Genomic DNA, 17,435 nt, shown 5'->3' on the forward strand with positions numbered 1-17,435 from the left:
GCCAGTCGTCGACAGATGTCTGCTTCGACCGCTTCCTTCCTCTTCTTACACTCCGACTCTCGACCCCTGGAATCCTTTCTCTGCTTGACCCGCGGCGGAATTGGAGTAGAAACTAGGCGTGAAGAATGACCCCGGTCGAGCGCGAATGCCCCGCCCGGCCGTGACGGAATTGAGATAGATATCATGCCCACGAAGTATCCGTTGAGCACAAAGGAGGGCTGATGAGAAGACTCACCGGCGATGTGTTGCGCATAAACATCACGCCCGCAGGTAAGCCCGGCAGACCCGGGACTTTCCCTTGGATTCGGGTCTACCGTCACCCCCACGGTATCAAGAGGCCAGCTAGCTACGATAGGCCACCTGAGGGGGTGAATGCAACCAAGGACAAACCAAGAGACCAGCTGGCCAAGGAGATTGGCGAGGCAGTGATAAAAAGCTCTAGAGTACTGAAGTCGTGGTTGCGGCCAAGGGTGACACCGGTGGACGTCGTTCCGTCTTCTGAAGTAGCAGAGGGTGCTCATCCTGAGACCTGGAATGCACGTGAAATAAGCTGCTGAAGGAATGCCGCAAGCTCCGACCTGCAAAGGGTATCTACCTTGAGAGAGACTTCATCACTGGCCTGATGACTACAGTCCTAGACTACCAGCTGAACGGCACCATTCTTGAGAACATTACTGAGCACCTCGAGACCAAGGGCTGGAAACGTCGCATTCGCTCCATGGAGGACCTAAAGCAGTTCTTCGGTCGCTATCCTGACGACAAGAAGGGCAATCGTGCTGCCGCCGTTGAGCTATGGGGATACAGATACAGCAAGCGCATGTGGCAGCTCAGGAGACTGGTCGAGTTACTAGAGAAAAGTCGTGTGACGGATTTACCGTCACTGCGGGAATGGGCGCACAAGAGCTGCTAAGAGAAAGATTTCATGGGAAGAATCAAGGGTCTAGGCTATGCGGTCTACCAGTGGCTAGTCATGCGTTTGGGCGTAGAGTCCGTGAAGCCGGACGTGCACGTATTGCGGTTCGTGGCGCGAACGATAGGACGTAAGCTCTCGCCCGAGGACACAGTCGCGTTGGTCAGGCAAGTCGCCAGAGATATGAAGTTGAAGGCGTACGAACTAGACTGGCGCATCTGGGAATACCAGAGAGACTTGTGACCCGATTCGGGACTGAAGACCGAGGTGCTTTGGCATAATCACGGTTCACTCGCTCTTTGCAGAGCTGGGCAGCAGGTATGACCGCGGTCAGGCCGAGGGGTGTGCGGATAAGCGGATTGTGAAGGCAGTGCCTTTGCCTGGGGTGCTTTCTACCTCAATTCTGCCCTGATGCAGTTCCACGATGTGCCGGACAATGGCAAGGCCCAGGCCGGTGCCGCCGGTCTTGCGCGAGCGGGCCCGGTCCACGACGTAGAATCGTTCGAAGATGCGCGGCAGGTGCTCAGACGCGATGCCGACACCGGTGTCTTCGACCCGAAGTACCGCATAGTCTTTCTCTCGCTCCACTCGCAGTTCTACATGTCCTTCTTCGGTGTAGCGGAGTGCATTGTCCAGAAGGTTGGAGATTACCTGCTGAAGCCGAAATCGGTCCGCCTCGACCAGCACTGGTTCAGCAGCAAGCAGAATCAGCTTCAGGCCCTTGGCTGCATAGCGCGGCCGGAACATTTCTGTTTCCTCGCGGGCCAGTTCGCTCAAGTCCACTGTCTCGAGCTCCAGCTTGAACTCCGGCTCTTCCAGCTCGGATAGTTGCGCGAGATCGGCCACAAGCCGCACGAGTCTTTCCGTGTGCCGGCGCACGATTTCCAGATACCGCTTGCCTTCTTCTGAGACCGACCCTTCTAGCGTTTCCAGGTATCCCTGAATCGCGGTCAGAGGCGTACGGAGTTCGTGCGAAGCCGCGGCCGCAAGGTCGCGCTTCATCCGGGTTGCAGCCTTGAGCTCCGTGATGTCGTGCAGGGTGACGACTGTCTCCTGAGTTGGCCGAATGAAGGATGCGTTGCAGACATAGGTACGGCCTGATACTTCCACTTCGTTTGTGTGCGGTTCGTGCCCCACACCGACCGAACGCAGGAATTCGCCCAGGCGGAACTCGCGGGTTATTTCCCAGTGATACCGGCCGACAACATCGCGGTCTCCGGCAATCCGGATGAAGCTGGCGTTGGCCAGTTTCACTTGTCCGGTTGCGTCCAATACCACGATGCCTTCCTGAATGGAGTTGATGATACGGTCAAGCGTTTCCCGCTGGTTGTTCAGGATACGGGACATCACTTCGAGCCGGGCCGCGGTTTCGTTGAAGGTGCGGCTGAGTTCGCCGAGTTCATCGGCTGCACCCGGGTCGGCTCTGACGCCGAACTCGCCGGACCCCAGCCGGCGAAAAGCCCGCACGAGCGTTGACACCGGCCGGGAAAGCTCTGAAGAGTACAGCAGGGCCGCAGCGATCGCGAAAAGAAGGATTGCCAAGGCGGCGACGAGGATGCGAACTGTAAGACTGTGGAGGGCAGCGTTCACCGGCCCGATGTCAGTGCTGGCCCTGATATAACCCGTTACAACCCCGGCTTCCTTCACGGCCAGAGCGTAGTAGAGCATCTCGCGGCCGGTGGTGCGACTGACTCGCAGTGAAGAACCCTGACCTGATGCTCGTGCCGCGATTATTTCCGGCCGTTCGCGGTGGTTTTCCATTGAATCCGGGTCGGCTTCGGTGTCCGCGAGTACCCGACCGAGCGAGTCAATCACGGTGATGCGCGTGCCGGCGGCGAGGGATAACTGCTCTAGTACTGAGTCAGATTCCGCGGTCCGGCCCTGCTTGAGTATCGGTCGGACCACTTCGGCGAGGATTGTTGCCTCGCGACGAAGCCCCTGTTCCAGAGTTGCCATATGGTTGCGGCGTACCGTGGTCAGACTGAGCATCAGCACCGCGGCCAGGGTGACAATCAGAACAAGCAGGTGGCCGCCGAAGACGCGGATGAAGAACGATTTCACTCTTTTTCCGTTGCCTCGCTCTGGCAGTGCTTGATGTTCTCACCCTGAGCAATGTAGATGGCTTCTTCTGAGATATTGGTCGCCAAGTCCGCCACCCGCTCAAGGTTCAGGGTTATCATTATCAGTCGCAGGGCTCGCTCGACTGTTTCCGGGTCGCGTTTCATGTACTCCACCAGCTCCTTAGTTATGAGACTCTTCAGTTCATCAACTGAGGAGTCGCGGCGGCACACATCGCGCGCCTGTTCCGGCCGGGCGTGCACAAAGGCATCCAGGCTGTCGTGTAGCATCGCCACGGTCTGGTCGGCCATCTTAGGAAGGTCAATGAGTGGTTTGACTTCGGGCCGGTCAACAAGATACAGCGCGGCTTCGCAAATGTTCACCGCATGGTCACCAATCCGTTCCAGGTCGCCGGCCAGTTTTATGCAGGAGATAATCGTGCGCAGGTTTGACGCTTCGGGCTGGTAAAGAGCAATAAGCCCGATTGCGGCATCTTCATTCTCTACCTCCAGGCGGTTGACACGCGGCTCCAGTTCGTTGATTACTTTATGACAGAGCGCGGGTTCACGCTTTACCAGCCCACGGATGCCCGAAGCGAGCATTTCTTCAACCAGGGAGGCCATCTCAAATACCCGTTCTTTGAGTTCGTTCAACTTACCTTCAAGGACCGTCATTCACACCTCCTGCAATGATACCAGAAAAAGACGCCTCATCCGAACTTACCGGTCAGGAAATCCTCGGTACGTTTGTCCTTGGGACTGGTGAATACCTGCTCGGTCCTGCCCCATTCGACCAGTTCGCCGAGCATCAGAAAGGCACAGTAGTCTGAGACCCGGGCCGCCTGCTGCATATTGTGGGTCACGATGACAATCGTGTAGTTGCGCTTGAGCTCCACGATCAGTTGCTCCAGTTTGGCTGTCGAGGCAGGATCAAGAGCCGAGGCCGGCTCGTCCAGAAGCACTATCTCGGGCCCGACCGCGAGCGCCCGGGCTAGACACAGCCGCTGCTGCTGGCCACCGGAAAGACTGAAGGCGTTGTCCTGGAGTCGGTCTTTGACCTCATCCCACAGGTTGGCCTGGATGAGCGCCTGCTCCACCTGCCGACGTATCTCAGACGGTCCGCCGAGGCGGTGGATGCGCAGTCCGAATGCGATGTTCTCGAATATGGACTTGGGGAACGGGTTGGGCTTCTGGAACACCATTCCTATCCGCCGACGCAGGTCAATCACATCGGTGCCGGCCGAGTAGATGTCCTCGCCGTCAATCATGATGCGGCCGGTAATGCGGGTTGATAGAATCAGGTCGTTCATCCGGTTTATGCAGCGCAGGAGCGTGGACTTGCCACATCCGGATGGCCCCATTATGGCGGTTACGGCGTTGGTAGGAATACGAAAGGTTACGTCCTTCAGCACGTGATTTGTGCCGAACCACAGATTGAGGTTTTCGACTGCTATGCGGACTTGTGCTCGATCATTCGCCGCTGTCATCAGTCATTCCTCCTTGCCGGTGCGGATGGCGTAGTGCGTGGAGCGTAGTGCATTTGTCAGACCTGCCACGTATTGGTACGGCTTATTCTTAGCCTGATTATGAACGCGACGGCATCGAAACCAAGTACAAATATCAAGAGAACGAGAGCAGTGCCGAAAGCGATGGGACGCACCTTGGCAATCTGGTCGTGCTGGGTTGCAAGTGCAAACAAATGGTAGGGCAGGGCCATGAATTTGTGCGACAGCGCGGTCGGAAGTTGCTTCGTATAGTAGGTCACGCCCGTGAAGAGAATCGGCGCGGTCTCACCGACGGTTCTGGCCACCGCCAGCAGGACGCCAGTGAGAATACCCGGGAACGCATAGGGCAGAACGTTGCGTCTTATTGCCTCCCACTTTGTCGAACCCAGTGCCAGTGCCCCTTCGCGGAACGAACCGGGGATGGCGGTAACCGCTTCCTCGCAGGTGGCGATTATCCAGGGCAGGTTTACCAGCCCCAGGGTAAGGCCCGAGGCGAGAACTGACATTCCAAGACGCATTGCGTTTACGAACAGCGCTACCCCAAAAAGCCCGTAAACGATAGATGGCACACCGGCCAGACTGCGGACAGAGCTGCGAATCATCTTGGTGAGAAGGTTGTTGGGAGCATACTCGGCAAGGTAGATGCCGGAACAGACACCGACCGGTACCGAGAACACAAGCGAGATGAGGGTTACGAGGGCTGTGCCGACGATGCAGGGAAGGATTCCGCCTTCGGTCATACCCGCGTTTGGGGCATGGGAAAGAAATTTCCAACTCAGAACCGGCGCGCCGTTGCGCACCAGGTAGAACACGAGCAGGAGTATGAAGGCTATAAAGACGAAGAGCGGAATGGCAAGAAAGACGAACCCGATGTTGCTGGTGAATCGCCTTCTTGGTATCGCACCGGCAACCGACAGGTGTTGGCGTCCGCGTTCATCTGTCCTCATAGCGTGAAGCTCCGCTTTTCTCTTCGAATCAGTGACTCGGCAATAAGGTTTGTGCCCAGGGCGATGAGGAAAAGAACAAGTCCAAGCGCAAACAGCGCATAGAAGTGGGTGGTGTGAAACGGCGTCTCGCCCAGCTCCACCGCAATCGTGGCGGTGATGGTGCGCACCGGGTCAAATAGTGATCTGGGAATCACTGGTGCATTGCCCGCAACCATCAGAACTGCCATCGTTTCACCGATCGCCCGGCCGAATCCAAGCATTACCGCGGCCAGGATGCCGGATTTGGCCGCAGGAAGCGTGACGCGCGTAGCGGTCGTCCAAGGCGTGGCGCCGAGCGCGTAGGCTGCCTCACGGTAGGACTGGGGCACAACGCGCAGGGCGTCATCCGAAACCGAAATGATCGTGGGCAGAGCCATGAAGGCAAGCAGCACCCCGGCGTTGAGGAGATTCAGGCCCGAAGGCACGTTGAACAGACGCGCAATGAATGGGCCGACTACTACCAGGCCGAAGAAGCCAATCACTACGGAGGGGAAACCGGCAAACAGTTCAACTACGGTCTTGACCAGAGTGCGGGCCTTGCCCTTCAGCCGCTCGGCGATGAATACTGCACCGGCGATCCCCAATGGAATGGATATGACAAGTGCAAGGACAGTGGTGAAGAAGCTGCCAGCCAGTAGCGGCACCAGCCCGTAGGACGGCTCGCCGTAGGCATCCGGATTCCAGCGCGTGCCGAACAGAAAGCCGCCAAGCGAAGTGCCGGCAAAGGTGCGTACACCGAAGAGCAGAAGGTACGCAAGAATACCGAACAGAACAAGCGCGGCCAGGACAGCGTTGACAAGGAATACTATCTGAACCAGCTTGTCGGCGACCTTGCGCAGTTTCACGGTCCGATTATGCCGCGTCCCGGCCAGGCGTCAAACCTGGCCGGGACGCACAAAGAAGGGTCCTACTTACCAAGCGCTGCCTTGTTATGTTCCTGATAGTCGCTCGTGACCGGGAAAAAGCCTTCCTGCTTCACGATTTCCTGACCTTTGGGGCTGAGTTCGAATTCGATGAACTTGCGGGCGTTCCCCTTGGGCTTGCCTGAAGTGTACTGATAGAGCGGTCGGGTAAGCGGATATAGCCCGGCTTCGACCTTCTTCTCATCGAGCGGTGACACATACTCACCTTTGGCGTTCCTCACCGCCACGGCTTTCACGCCGGTGGCTTCACGCAAATACCCTACCCCGACGTAGCCGATACCGCCCTCATCCGTCTTCAGGGCTTCGATAATCTGGGCGTTACCGTTCATCTGCCGCATCGCCACCGAATACTCGCCCTTGACCACTGCGTCGCGGAAGAAGACGAACGTGCCGGAACTGGGCTGGCGTCCGTACAGGCTTATCTTCTTGTTCGGCCCGCCCACCTGGTTCCAGTTCTTGATTTCGCCGCGGTAGATGGCGCCAATCTGCTCCGGTGTGAGTTTCTCCACCGAGTTCTTCTCGCTGACGATGACCGAGAGGCCGTCAATCGCAATGACGATGCCTACCGGGTTCACGCCGTTGGCGCGCGCGGTTGAGATTTCCTTGGACTTGATTTCCCGCGACGCATTGGCAATGTCGCACTCACCGTTGGTGATGGCGTTGATGCCCACGCCGGAGCCGCCACCGGTGATTGAGACCGAAATGTCGGGCTGAACTGCGGAAAACGCCTCGGCCAGGCGCTGGGTCAGGTTGAGCATTGTGTCTGAACCCTTGACCAGGACCTCGGCCGCGAAGAGAGTTGCGGCCAGCCCGGCCAGGACTGCAAAAGCTATGGTTCTTTTCATCAATTCCTCCTTACTGGGCTATGAACTCAGGGACAATCTGGGCCCACTCGAACCGGAACTGGGCAATGAAAGTATCGGTTGGTTTCGCACCTTCTGCCTTGGTCTGATTGCGGGTCCAGGCCACTTGCAAGGCAAGGCCCGGCTTGCCTTTCTCGCGGCGGATGAAGTGATAATTGAAGCCGCCGCCGTACGAAAGCGAACTCTTGGCGTCGTTGCGGGTTCCGTCTTCCTTACGCTCCCAAGTGGTGATGCGGGCGTACACGTCAAACTTGCGCTTGGCAAGAGAGACGAGAGGTATCAGGTCCAAACCGGACTGGGCATACCTTTTCTCACTTACTAGGCGTGTTGAGTCAACAATCTTGCCGGTTGTCGAGTCCGCAGTGTAGTACCCAAACTCACGGGTGTAGTTGTAGATGATATACTCGCCGGTCAGAGACACAGGCCCGAAGGCGAACTTCACGACCGGAGCAAGGCCCATCCGACCTTTGTTCACCGTATCCGGCAGAAGCCACTTCTTGCGGTCCGTACTCAGCTTACCCGCAGCCACATCGTTCTTGTAAGCAACGTGGTCCTCCGCATTACGGAAGACTGAGACACCGGCCATTACGCCGGCAAAAGGTGTCAGGCGCAGGTTGGCCAGCAACTCCGGGCTCTTATTCACGTACTTGCCCGCATACTTGTATCCCTCGCCGTTGTACAACCCGAGCTGCAGCTCGCCCAGGCCGCCCGGGAGGAAGCCATTCACGGTCAGGCCATAGTCCGCACTGGCCGCGATTCCCTGGATGTCGGCCAGGGACTTGTCCGGGTGCGTGTAGTCCCAGGAATAGATAAGACCGAAGTAGTGCTTCTGCAGACCCGCGGTGAGGTTGAAGTCTTTGAGGGGCAGAGCCAGGTCAGCGTAGCCCTCCTTCAGCCGCACGGTGGAACCCTCGGCATACTTGTCCGAGGAGAAGAAGTCCAGCGTGAACTTGGTGAAGAACTGGCTGGACCACTGGTAGGACAGCCGGATGTATCCCCGTTCCAACGCGAACCGGCTCACGTCCGGGTTCGTGATGCCGAACGAGGTTGACTGGTTCGTGTACCGAAACCAGCCGTTGTGCTCCAGTTCGGCCTGCTTCGGCTCCAGGGCCAAGCCTTGGGCTGCGAACAGAGCAAGGGCTGCGAACACGAGCGCTTTTCTCATATGACTCCTTTTCGTCATGGCCCAAGTATCCAGCCGGTCTTGAATACCTGATAGAGTGAATGTCAATTTTCTGTGAATGGCAGTCCGGTGGCTTGGAACACGATCCACCTGTATCGGGCGGCAATTTCCGGATACTCAGTCAGCCGTGAACCGGTACCCGACACCACGTACCGTGCGGATAGCGTCGCCTGCGGTGCCGAGCTTCTCGCGCAGGTTGCGGATGTGGGTGTCTATCACCCGGTCTATCACAGGCTTATCATAGCCCCACACACCTTCAATCAACTGGTCTCGGGAGAACACCCGGCCTGGCTGACGAGCCAGGACTTCGAGGATGCGGAACTCGGTCGCGGTCAGTTCTACCGGCTTGTTGTCCACCAGCACCGAGAACCGGTTCGGGTCAATCAGAAAGCGACCAACCGCAATTGCACCGGTGCCGGACGGCCGGTGCTCAAGCCGGCGCAGTACTGTCCTTACCCGCGCTACCAGCTCCCGTGGGCTGAAAGGCTTGGTTACGTAGTCGTCCGCACCGGACTCAAGCCCCAGCACCCGGTCGGTCTCCTCGACCCGCGCGGTCAGCATGATAATCGGCACCCCGGCCAGCCGGGCCTCGCTTTTCATGTACCGGCACACATCCATGCCGTCCGCATCCGGCAGCATCAGGTCAAGAATCACAAGATTTGGAACCTTGGTTGACAGGAACCGGTAGAAATGACCTGCATCGGCAAACCCCTCGACCCGGAACCCGGCTTTGCGCAAGTGCAGACCGACAAGCTCCAGAATATCTGGCTCGTCGTCAACAACCGCAATCAGCTTCGGCATCGCGCCGGCCAGAGGCTACCCCTGTCCGGCCTGCCAGTCAAGTCAAGAAACTGTGAATTTGTGTGCTGCCGTCCCGGTATTGTACAGAACGGCAGACGACAGCTTGACAGATTCGGCCGTTTTCAGTATTATAGTTCCAAAATGAGAAATATGGTTATTAGAGACCGCGCGCGCCTTTTCCATGTTTCCGAAGCGGCCAATCTGGCGCTGCATGCGATGGCAGTCCTGGCCGGCTCTGGAGACCGGGCCGTGCGGACGCGGGAAATTGCTGACAATCTTCAGGTATCTGCTGCCCATCTGGCCAAGGTGATGGCAATGCTCGAACGGGCCGGGCTGGTCACTGGCACGCGCGGCCCCTGCGGCGGCTACCGCCTGACCAGACCTGGTGCCGGCGTAACGCTGGCAGAAATCTACGAGGCAATTGAAGGCCCACTTGGAGCCGGAACATGCATCTTCGGTATACCGATATGCAACGGCAGCCGCTGTCCGCTCGGAAAATACTTCAGTCAGGTAAACCGCAACGCGGCCGCGAAGCTGAGAAAAACAAGACTGTCGGAAATTAACCTAACCGGGAGAGCAAAGCATGGGAAGAAAGCGTAAGATAATCAAAATAGACGAAGAGAAGTGTACCGGGTGCGGTCAGTGCATACCCAATTGTCCGGAAGGCGCATTGCAGGTGATTGACGGCAAGGCGCGGCTTGTCTCAGACCTGTTCTGTGACGGACTGGGCGCGTGTGTCGGTCACTGTCCGGAAGGCGCAATGACGGTGATTGAACGTGAAGCCGAGCCGTACGACGAAGCCAGAGTGATGGCCAACATCGTCAAGGCCGGGCCCAACACTATCGCCGCACACCTGGCACATCTGAAAGACCATGGTGCTATTGACTACCATAACCAGGCGGTCGCCTATCTAAGGCAACACAACATCCCCATTCCGGGTGAGAAGAAAACACTTGCCTGCGGCTGCCCCGGCTCTGCGGTCCGTGAACTTTCACCTTCTGTCGCAGTCGCTCGCACAACTGACCACTCAATCCCTCGGCCTCTGTCGCATCTGCGCAACTGGCCGATCCAACTGATGCTGGTACCGGTTTCAGCTCCTTATCTCAAAGGTGCGGACCTTCTGATTTCGGCCGACTGTGTGGGCTCTTCGCACCCCAACTTCCACGAGGAACTTGTCAGAAACCGGATTCTTCTCATTGCCTGCCCTAAACTGGACGATGCACAATTCTATGTAGAGAAACTGACCGAGCTGTTCCGGACTGCAAAGCCGAAGTCTGTAACCGTGGCGCATATGACCGTACCCTGCTGCTATGGTCTTGTGCAACTGGTACAGCAGGCAATAGAAGATTCGGGCGAGGTCATTCCGTTCGCCGAAGTTACGATAGACATAGATGGCAAGACAGTGAAACAAACCCAAGGAGTAAAATCGTGAGCATGTTCTGCTATCAGTGTGAACAGACCGCCAAAGGTACCGGTTGCACCGTACAGGGTGTCTGCGGCAAGGACGAAAGGACAGCAGTCCTGCAGGACCTGCTGGTATACGCCACCAAGGGCATAGCAATGTATGCACATCGGGCAGCTGAAATGGGAGCGTTCGACCCGGAAGTGAACCGATTCACAGTTGAGGCGCTGTTCTCGACCATCACCAATGTGGACTTTGACCCGGAGCGACTGCACGGTCTGCTCAAGCGTGCCGCGCAGGTGAAAGACAAGGCGAAGAAGCTGTATGAGGACGCAGCAAGGAAAGCGGGCAAGCAGGTAGAGAATCTGTCCGGGCCGGCTGCCTGGACTCCGGCCGCGGATATTCCGGGTCTGGTGGAACAAGGACGTGACAAGGGTATCCTCAAGCGCCACGAACGGTTCGGCCACGACATCGCCGGCCTACTTGACCTTATCCTCTTCGGTCTCAAAGGGATTGCCGCGTATACTGACCACGCCGCCATCCTGGGCCGGGAATCGAACGAGCACTATGCAGACATCTTCCGCCTGCTTGACCTTATCTCGCACGACACCTTCACCGCCGAGGAGCTTGTTGCCGCTGCACTCAAGGCCGGCGAAGTCAATCTCAAGGCTATGGAACTGCTCGATGCAGCCAACACCGGCACCTATGGTCATCCGGAGCCGACCAAGGTGCGTATCACCCCGCGTAAAGGCAAGGCAATCCTTGTGTCCGGTCACGACCTGCGTGATTTGGAACTTATCCTGAAGCAGACCGAAGACAAAGGCATCAACGTCTACACCCATGGCGAGATGCTGCCCTGCCATGGTTATCCGGGTTTGAAGAAGTACAAACATCTTGCCGGCCACTTCGGTACTGCCTGGCAGAACCAGCAGAAGGAATTCCCGAACTTTCCGGGCGCCATCGTCATGACTACCAACTGCATCCAGCGACCACAGAAAAGCTACTTTGAACGCATCTTCACCACCGGGCTGGTCGCCTGGCCGGGCGTTCCTCACATCGGCCCGGATAAAGACTTCACGCCGGTTATCAATGCCGCGCTTGCCGCACCGGGTTTTGACGCAGACGGCGAAGAGAAGTACATTACGGTCGGATTCGGCCACAACGCGGTGATGTCTCTCGCGGACAAGGTCATCGAACTGGTCAAGGCGGGCAAGATAAAGCGCTTCTTCCTCATTGGCGGTTGCGACGGCTCAAAGCCGGAGCGCAACTACTATACCGAATTCGCCCAGAAAGTGCCAAAGGATTGCCTGATTCTCACCCTTGCCTGCGGCAAGTTCAAGTTCAACCGGCTTGAGTTCGGCGACATTGGCGGCATCCCGCGCCTTCTGGACGTAGGCCAATGCAATGACGCCTACTCGGCCATCCAGATTGCCGCGGCCTTGGCCCAGGCGTTCAACACCGACGTCAACGGTCTGCCGCTCTCGCTTATCATCTCCTGGTACGAGCAGAAAGCGGTCGCGGTGCTCCTGACCCTGCTCTCCCTCGGTATCAAGAACATCCGGCTGGGCCCGAGCCTGCCCGCATTCGTCACGCCCAACATGCTCAAAGTGCTTGTTGACAAGTTCAACATCACGCCCATCACGACTCCCGACGCCGACTTGAAGGCGATTCTGGGCTAGTCTTCGACGCGGGACATGACCCGGCCGGGGACATGCCCCAATTTCGTCCGGGAAATTGGGATCGTGGAGCTTGTCTAGAAACCTTTCCGCCATGGCTCGGGATAGCGTGTTCCGCCCCGCAAGGCACGTATTCGGGTCGCGGCCGGCGACTTCTGTCTTGGGCTAAGTCGCCCAGGCCAACTTGGCCTCGCCCTTCAGAACTTTCCAGCTCATCTTCAGCAGGTTCAGTGCAGTAGTCATCCACTTCCACTCCAGCCCGGCCCCCCGCTGGCCGCGAAGTAGAAACTGCCGGAATCCCCCTATTATCTTGAGCTGTCCGATTGCCGGCTCTACCAGGCATTTTCTGCGACCGTAGACCTTCTTGCCTTCTTCCGTCCCAAGCTTCTGCCGCATTCTCGCCCGCTCTTCCTCGTAGTCGTCCCGACTGATCGACCGGCCCAAGAGATTGTTACTCGGGGTGCACTGCACCTTGCGCGGACACGCAAGACACACACCACGCGGCGCTCGGTAGACTCGTCTCGTCTGCTCGCTGTACTTGGTCTTGCTGTGGCGCTCAGATGTCCGCGTCATCGTCTGTCCCGCCGGGCACTCGTAGCAGTCACGCTCTCGGTCATAGCGGAATTCCTCCCGACCGTATAGCTCCGAATCTCTTCTCGCCATTCGCCCAATATGCTTCTCCTCGGTCTCCGGGATGTACCCCTCCACCCGCCCTTCTTCCAGAAGCTTGAGATTGGGGCCGCTCCGGTATCCGGCATCAGCCAGGAGCCGCTCCGGCTTCCGACCCGTGGCTTCTTCGATTCCCGCTAATGCTGGCGCGACCTGGTTGACGTCAACCGGCTCGATCGTCACTTCCGCATAGACAATCATCTGATGTTCATTCACCGCCACCTGCGCGTTGTATGCCGGCAATGACCCGGCCGGACCGTGCATGTAGCCCGCATCAATGTCCGTGCTGCTCATAAGAGCCTTCTTATCCCCGCGGCGGTCGGCCTCGGCCAGTATCTCCTTGATCTTCTCCACTCGCGCCTGCTTCTGTTCCAGCTCGGCGGGCAACTCGTCGCCCCGGCGCTCTTCACCGTAGGCCGCATCGTCCGCCCGGTCCGCTTCCTCGGCTTCGTCCAGCATCCGCTGGATCTCTTCTTCCAGCCGGGTCAGCTCTTTCTGCCACTCGGCCGGCCGCTTGAAGCTGTCGATGCCGGCGCTGGCACGTACCTTCGTACCATCCAGAGCCACCAGCCCCAACTGGCACAGCCCCAGGTCCCGGGCAATGCCCAGGACCTGGGCAAACAGCCGCTTCAACGCGGCCGGGTTGTTACGCCGGAACAGGCAGATGGTTCGAAAGTCCGGCTGTTCCATACCGGCCAGCCACATGAACACCACGTCTGCACCCAGCCGCTCCGCCAGCTTCCGGCTCGCCCGCACACCGTTGGCGTAGCCCCACAGAAGCACTTTCAGCATCATCCGGGGAGCAAAACAGGGCCGGCCTTCGTGATGCACCGTCCGAAACTCGGACACGTCCAGGTGGTCAATGATGTCTGAGATGACGCGGGCCGGATGGTCGGCCCGCACCCACTCATCCAGGCAGGGTGGCAACAGAAACATCTTGCGCTGGTCATAGGGGCGTACTGGCATAGACGATACCGCTCCTTTCGTCGGACCGGCCGATTGTCGGAGGGAAGACGGTCAATCCACTATATTAGACGCGCCAACCCGCACCCAGGTTTTTGGACAAGCTCCGTGTCCCAAGTCCGGACCAAGTCGCCAGCGGGCCGCGGTTCTCCCCGCGGCCCGTTTCAACTTGACCGCTCTCCGCGACTGAGTATTCTCCAGAGCAGGAGGTAGCTGAATGGCACCTAGATGGACAACCTCGCTTGCGCTTGTCGTACTGACATTCTGACTCTCGTCTGCAAGAAGCCGCCAGTTGGCAACAAGCCCAACACCCCGGCCGCGCCGATGGGCATCTCCAACGGCGGGCGCAACACCTCTTACGAGTTCCTCGCCACAACCACCGACCCAGACAACGACAGCATCCGCTTCCGCTTCCAGTGGGACGACAATGCGGCTTCTGACTGGAGCAACTGGGTTGCGAGCGGTGAGACAGCAGCGCTGTGGCACACGTGGTCTGACCAAGGTATCTACCAAGTGAAGGCACAGGCCCAGGATCAGCCGGGCCTGTTGTCCGGATGGTCCATGGCTCTCCAAGTCACCATCATCGCGACCTCCGCGCCCAACACACCTGGAACACCAACCGGCCCCGACTCCACGCGCAAAGACAGCCTCTGTACCTTCACGACCATAGCCACTGATCCAGATGGTGACGGTGTAAGCTATCGGTTCGACTGGGGTGACGGCGATACATCAGCGTGGACCGAACTCGTCGCCAGCGGGAGCGGAGCGGGGACGTACCACGTCTGGAACGACACCGGCACTTTCCAGGTCGCGGTTCAGGCTCAGGACGAGGATGCTGCGGTCTCTGACTGGTCTGTGGTCTGCTCCATGGCCGTGTGGCGGCCCAAGTGGCGGTATCGGACCGGCGGACAGATATGGTCCTCGCCCGCGGTCGCGGATGACGGCACGGTCTATGTCGGGTCGAACGACACCTATCTGTACGCCGTCAATCCATCGGGCACGCTCAAGTGGCGCTATCAGACCGGCGGCCAGGTCAACTCCTCGCCCGCCATCGCGGCCGACGGCACCGTCTATGTTGGGTCACTCGACAACTATCTCTACGCCATCAACCCCGACGGTTCGGTCAGGTGGCGCTACCAGACCGGCGACGATATCTGGACCTCGCCCGCCATCGCGGCCGACGGCACCGTCTATGTTGGGTCACTCGACAACCTCTACGCCATCAGCCCGAGCGGCAGCCTGAAGTGGCGGGACGAAATCGGCTACAACTCAGTCTCCTCTCCGGCAGTCGCATCTGACGGCACGGTGTACTTGGGGACTTCACAGCCCGGATACACCTATGCCATCGACCCGGACGGCACCATCAAGTGGCGGTACGCGGTCGAACCCAATGTCCAGACCTCCCCTGTGGTCGCCGCAGACGGTACCATCTACGTAGGGTCCAACCGCTACCTCAATGCACTGAACCCGAACGGTACACTCAAGTGGCGTTACGAGACTGGCAGCGCGGTTCAATCTTCTCCTGCAGTCGCAGAGGACGGCACTGTTTACGTGGGGTCTTGGGATCACTGCCTACACGCGATCAACCCGGACGGTACCCCTAAGTGGCGGCACGAGACCGACCATATTGTCACCTCGTCCCCAGCGGTTGCAGCTGACGGCACGGTGTATGTAGGGTCAGCGGATGGCTACCTGTACGCCACCAATCCGGATGGTACACTCAGGTGGCGCCACGCAACACGCGCTGGAGTATACTCCTCCCCCGCCATTGCGGGCGACGGCGCGGTCTACGTTGGGTCAGACGATGGCTGCCTCTACGCCATCCAAGGCGACAGCCCACTTGCGAACTCCGCGTGGCCCAAGTTCCATCATGACAACAAGAACACCGGCCGCGTCGGAGGCGGGAGATAGTAACAGCCGGCTCAGCCAAGAAGACCAATGATTGAGAGGCGCAGCACCACTCCTGCTGGTCTTGGAGCTACCCCTTCACAACTCTTCACGGCGTTGCGGTGCGGCAAACCAGCGGAGCCCGAATGCATCGTTCAGCACACCAGCCAGCCTTCGCACAACTTCTCCACAATCTTGATGCAGGTCGGCGTGCACCACTGAGTCCAAGCGCCAGTTCCTAAAGAGTAGCAGTACGACGTCCGCAAGGGTCGGTTCGGAGTTGAACTTCGACTGCACTCTAGCGGCCACGGCCGCGCGACGGTACTTGCCACCGGGATAGAAACCCGGATACGTCAGGTAGAACTCGTGAAGAAAGACTACGCCTGTCACACCCTCGGCGAGTTGCCGGCATTTTTTCTTCACTTCCCTCAACAGACGGGTCGCTTCCCGGTCCAGTAGCTCTTGCTCGGGACGCAGAGCCCGCGTCTGGACGTGACTGTCCAATTCCTTCCACGTACACGCCGCCTCACCGCAGAAGGTCAGGTCCTCACTCTCTACCATGAGATCCGCTCGGGCGCGCTTGTTCACTTCTGGCCACAGTGATACGCCTTCTCCCCAGTGCCGTACGCTGAAACCCAGGATGGATGCTTCGAAGATAGCTGAAACAACAGTCCTGTAGGCACCAGCAGAGCCACCGCGCCATTCTGTGGCCAGACGACGCCGCAACCGACTCCAGCCATTGGTCTGCCCGTGACGGCGGGCGTACTCACGCAGCGCGGCGAGGTAGTCGCTGAAGTCTTCCAAGAGGGAGAACCGGTTCACGAGCCAGCGAAACTGACCCGGCTCAACATAATTCTCGGCCTGTGTCAGGGAGGGGTCTTCGACTTCCTGAAACCACTTCCCCCACACCTCAACTAGCGCCGAGTCTGCCGGCAACTCAAGAAGTGCCTTCCGAACTCGCTGCTCTTCTGCCGGGTCAGTGCAGAGCACGGAATAGCCCCGACCTGCTAGTCTCCGATTATCTCGTTCAGTCCTTCTACGACCTGATTCAGTTCTTCTGCCGAGGCCCGGCCAAGTTTGCGGCCCAGGCGTTCGACTGACAGCGTCCGAACCTGGCTGATCTTCACCCAGGACCTCTTCGGCAGCTTGGGGTCGCTGAGTTCAAGGGTAAGGGGAAACCCGGCTGAGGGCGGTTGACTGGTCAAGGCCGCGGCAATCACGGTGCCCGAGCGCTCGTTGAACACATCCTGGCTCAGCACCAGCACTGGTCCTTGTCCCTCCTGCTCCCGGCCACGGGTCGGGTTCAAATCGGCCCAGACGATGTCGCCCCTCAGTATTTGGGCCATTCCGCCGCCTCGGCCGACATACCTTCCTCGGCCATGGCCTGCTCCGACGCCCGGTCGAGCTTGGCGCACTCGACAGCGAGGCGGCTGCGCTCCAGGCGCGCCAGTTTCTCGCTCACCGCCTCCTGAACAGCGCGACTGCGGTTGGGAAACCTCCGATTCCTCACCAGCCGGTCCAGACGTTCGAGCAGGTCTCTATCCATCGTGACGGCCACTTTCGCGGTACTCATACTGGCAACCTCCGGTATTACAATCTATCATACCAGA

General features: G+C 58.7%; 20 protein-coding genes. 7 read left to right on the plus strand and 13 right to left on the minus strand.

Annotated elements, in window-relative coordinates; genetic code table 11:
• A partial coding sequence (locus ABIL25_01215) for a hypothetical protein (protein ID MEO0080895.1) occupies positions 1 to 185 on the minus strand: 185 nt, incomplete at its 3' end.
• A gap of 36 nt (positions 186 to 221) precedes the next feature.
• Between ABIL25_01215 and ABIL25_01220 the strand changes: the two genes are divergently transcribed.
• The 3 genes from ABIL25_01220 to ABIL25_01230 all read left to right on the plus strand — a co-directional run bounded on the left by ABIL25_01220 (position 222) and on the right by ABIL25_01230 (position 1,153).
• On the plus strand, positions 222 to 557 hold the full coding sequence (locus ABIL25_01220; GenBank protein MEO0080896.1) for a hypothetical protein: 336 nt from the start codon (positions 222 to 224) through the stop codon (positions 555 to 557).
• Between the two features lie 65 nt (positions 558 to 622).
• Positions 623 to 910, plus strand: a complete 288-nt coding sequence (locus ABIL25_01225) for a hypothetical protein (protein ID MEO0080897.1) — start codon at positions 623 to 625, stop codon at positions 908 to 910.
• Between the two features lie 12 nt (positions 911 to 922).
• Positions 923 to 1,153 (plus strand): hypothetical protein, encoded by a 231-nt coding sequence (locus ABIL25_01230; protein MEO0080898.1) that lies wholly within the window; start codon positions 923 to 925, stop codon positions 1,151 to 1,153.
• A gap of 87 nt (positions 1,154 to 1,240) precedes the next feature.
• Here the strand turns inward: ABIL25_01230 and ABIL25_01235 are convergent, their stop codons facing one another.
• The 8 genes from ABIL25_01235 to ABIL25_01270 all read right to left on the minus strand — a co-directional run bounded on the left by ABIL25_01235 (position 1,241) and on the right by ABIL25_01270 (position 9,228).
• Positions 1,241 to 2,971, minus strand: a complete 1,731-nt coding sequence (locus tag ABIL25_01235) for an ATP-binding protein (GenBank protein ID MEO0080899.1) — start codon at positions 2,969 to 2,971, stop codon at positions 1,241 to 1,243.
• Complete coding sequence (phoU, locus tag ABIL25_01240) at positions 2,968 to 3,642, minus strand: phosphate signaling complex protein PhoU (protein MEO0080900.1); 675 nt, start codon at positions 3,640 to 3,642, stop codon at positions 2,968 to 2,970. The genes ABIL25_01235 and phoU overlap by 4 nt, the downstream gene beginning before the upstream one ends.
• Before the next feature lie 35 nt (positions 3,643 to 3,677).
• Positions 3,678 to 4,454, minus strand: coding sequence for a phosphate ABC transporter ATP-binding protein PstB (gene pstB, locus ABIL25_01245; GenBank protein MEO0080901.1), 777 nt, complete (start codon positions 4,452 to 4,454; stop codon positions 3,678 to 3,680).
• 56 nt (positions 4,455 to 4,510) lie between these two features.
• Positions 4,511 to 5,419: a phosphate ABC transporter permease PstA gene (pstA, locus tag ABIL25_01250; GenBank protein ID MEO0080902.1), complete on the minus strand. Its 909-nt coding sequence runs from the start codon at positions 5,417 to 5,419 to the stop codon at positions 4,511 to 4,513.
• Positions 5,416 to 6,303, minus strand: a complete 888-nt coding sequence (pstC, locus tag ABIL25_01255; GenBank protein MEO0080903.1) for a phosphate ABC transporter permease subunit PstC — start codon at positions 6,301 to 6,303, stop codon at positions 5,416 to 5,418. Before pstC ends, pstA begins: the two co-directional genes overlap by 4 nt.
• Before the next feature lie 62 nt (positions 6,304 to 6,365).
• Positions 6,366 to 7,226, minus strand: a complete 861-nt coding sequence (locus ABIL25_01260) for a PstS family phosphate ABC transporter substrate-binding protein (protein ID MEO0080904.1) — start codon at positions 7,224 to 7,226, stop codon at positions 6,366 to 6,368.
• Positions 7,227 to 7,236: 10 nt separating this feature from the next.
• Complete coding sequence (locus ABIL25_01265; GenBank protein MEO0080905.1) at positions 7,237 to 8,409, minus strand: hypothetical protein; 1,173 nt, start codon at positions 8,407 to 8,409, stop codon at positions 7,237 to 7,239.
• 135 nt (positions 8,410 to 8,544) lie between these two features.
• Positions 8,545 to 9,228, minus strand: a complete 684-nt coding sequence (locus ABIL25_01270; GenBank protein ID MEO0080906.1) for a response regulator transcription factor — start codon at positions 9,226 to 9,228, stop codon at positions 8,545 to 8,547.
• Between the two features lie 141 nt (positions 9,229 to 9,369).
• Here ABIL25_01270 and ABIL25_01275 point away from each other — a divergent pair, with 141 nt between their 5' ends.
• From ABIL25_01275 to hcp, 3 genes are read left to right on the plus strand one after another with little or no spacing between them, the layout of a single operon-like run.
• A complete protein-coding gene (locus tag ABIL25_01275; protein ID MEO0080907.1) occupies positions 9,370 to 9,828 on the plus strand; it encodes an Rrf2 family transcriptional regulator in 459 nt (152 codons plus the stop codon).
• Positions 9,812 to 10,660, plus strand: coding sequence for a 4Fe-4S binding protein (locus tag ABIL25_01280; GenBank protein MEO0080908.1), 849 nt, complete (start codon positions 9,812 to 9,814; stop codon positions 10,658 to 10,660). Before ABIL25_01275 ends, ABIL25_01280 begins: the two co-directional genes overlap by 17 nt.
• Before the next feature lie 2 nt (positions 10,661 to 10,662).
• On the plus strand, positions 10,663 to 12,309 hold the full coding sequence (hcp, locus tag ABIL25_01285; GenBank protein ID MEO0080909.1) for a hydroxylamine reductase: 1,647 nt from the start codon (positions 10,663 to 10,665) through the stop codon (positions 12,307 to 12,309).
• 162 nt (positions 12,310 to 12,471) lie between these two features.
• Here the strand turns inward: hcp and ABIL25_01290 are convergent, their stop codons facing one another.
• Entirely contained in the window at positions 12,472 to 13,941 is a 1,470-nt protein-coding gene (locus ABIL25_01290; GenBank protein ID MEO0080910.1) for an IS1182 family transposase, read from the minus strand.
• Positions 13,942 to 14,166: 225 nt separating this feature from the next.
• Between ABIL25_01290 and ABIL25_01295 the strand changes: the two genes are divergently transcribed.
• Positions 14,167 to 15,849 (plus strand): PQQ-binding-like beta-propeller repeat protein, encoded by a 1,683-nt coding sequence (locus tag ABIL25_01295; GenBank protein MEO0080911.1) that lies wholly within the window; start codon positions 14,167 to 14,169, stop codon positions 15,847 to 15,849.
• Positions 15,850 to 15,924: 75 nt separating this feature from the next.
• On the opposite strand, the gene ABIL25_01300 is transcribed toward ABIL25_01295, so the two are convergent.
• From ABIL25_01300 to ABIL25_01310, 3 genes are read right to left on the minus strand one after another with little or no spacing between them, the layout of a single operon-like run.
• Complete coding sequence (locus tag ABIL25_01300) at positions 15,925 to 16,815, minus strand: hypothetical protein (GenBank protein ID MEO0080912.1); 891 nt, start codon at positions 16,813 to 16,815, stop codon at positions 15,925 to 15,927.
• Positions 16,816 to 16,832: 17 nt separating this feature from the next.
• Positions 16,833 to 17,171, minus strand: coding sequence for a type II toxin-antitoxin system PemK/MazF family toxin (locus ABIL25_01305; GenBank protein MEO0080913.1), 339 nt, complete (start codon positions 17,169 to 17,171; stop codon positions 16,833 to 16,835).
• On the minus strand, positions 17,156 to 17,398 hold the full coding sequence (locus ABIL25_01310; protein MEO0080914.1) for a ribbon-helix-helix domain-containing protein: 243 nt from the start codon (positions 17,396 to 17,398) through the stop codon (positions 17,156 to 17,158). The genes ABIL25_01305 and ABIL25_01310 overlap by 16 nt, the downstream gene beginning before the upstream one ends.
• Positions 17,399 to 17,435: the final 37 nt, after the last annotated feature.

It is taken from the genome of candidate division WOR-3 bacterium (genome assembly GCA_039801365.1).
Lineage (GTDB): Bacteria > Hydrothermota > Tepidihabitantia > Tepidihabitantales > Tepidihabitantaceae > JBDRUN01.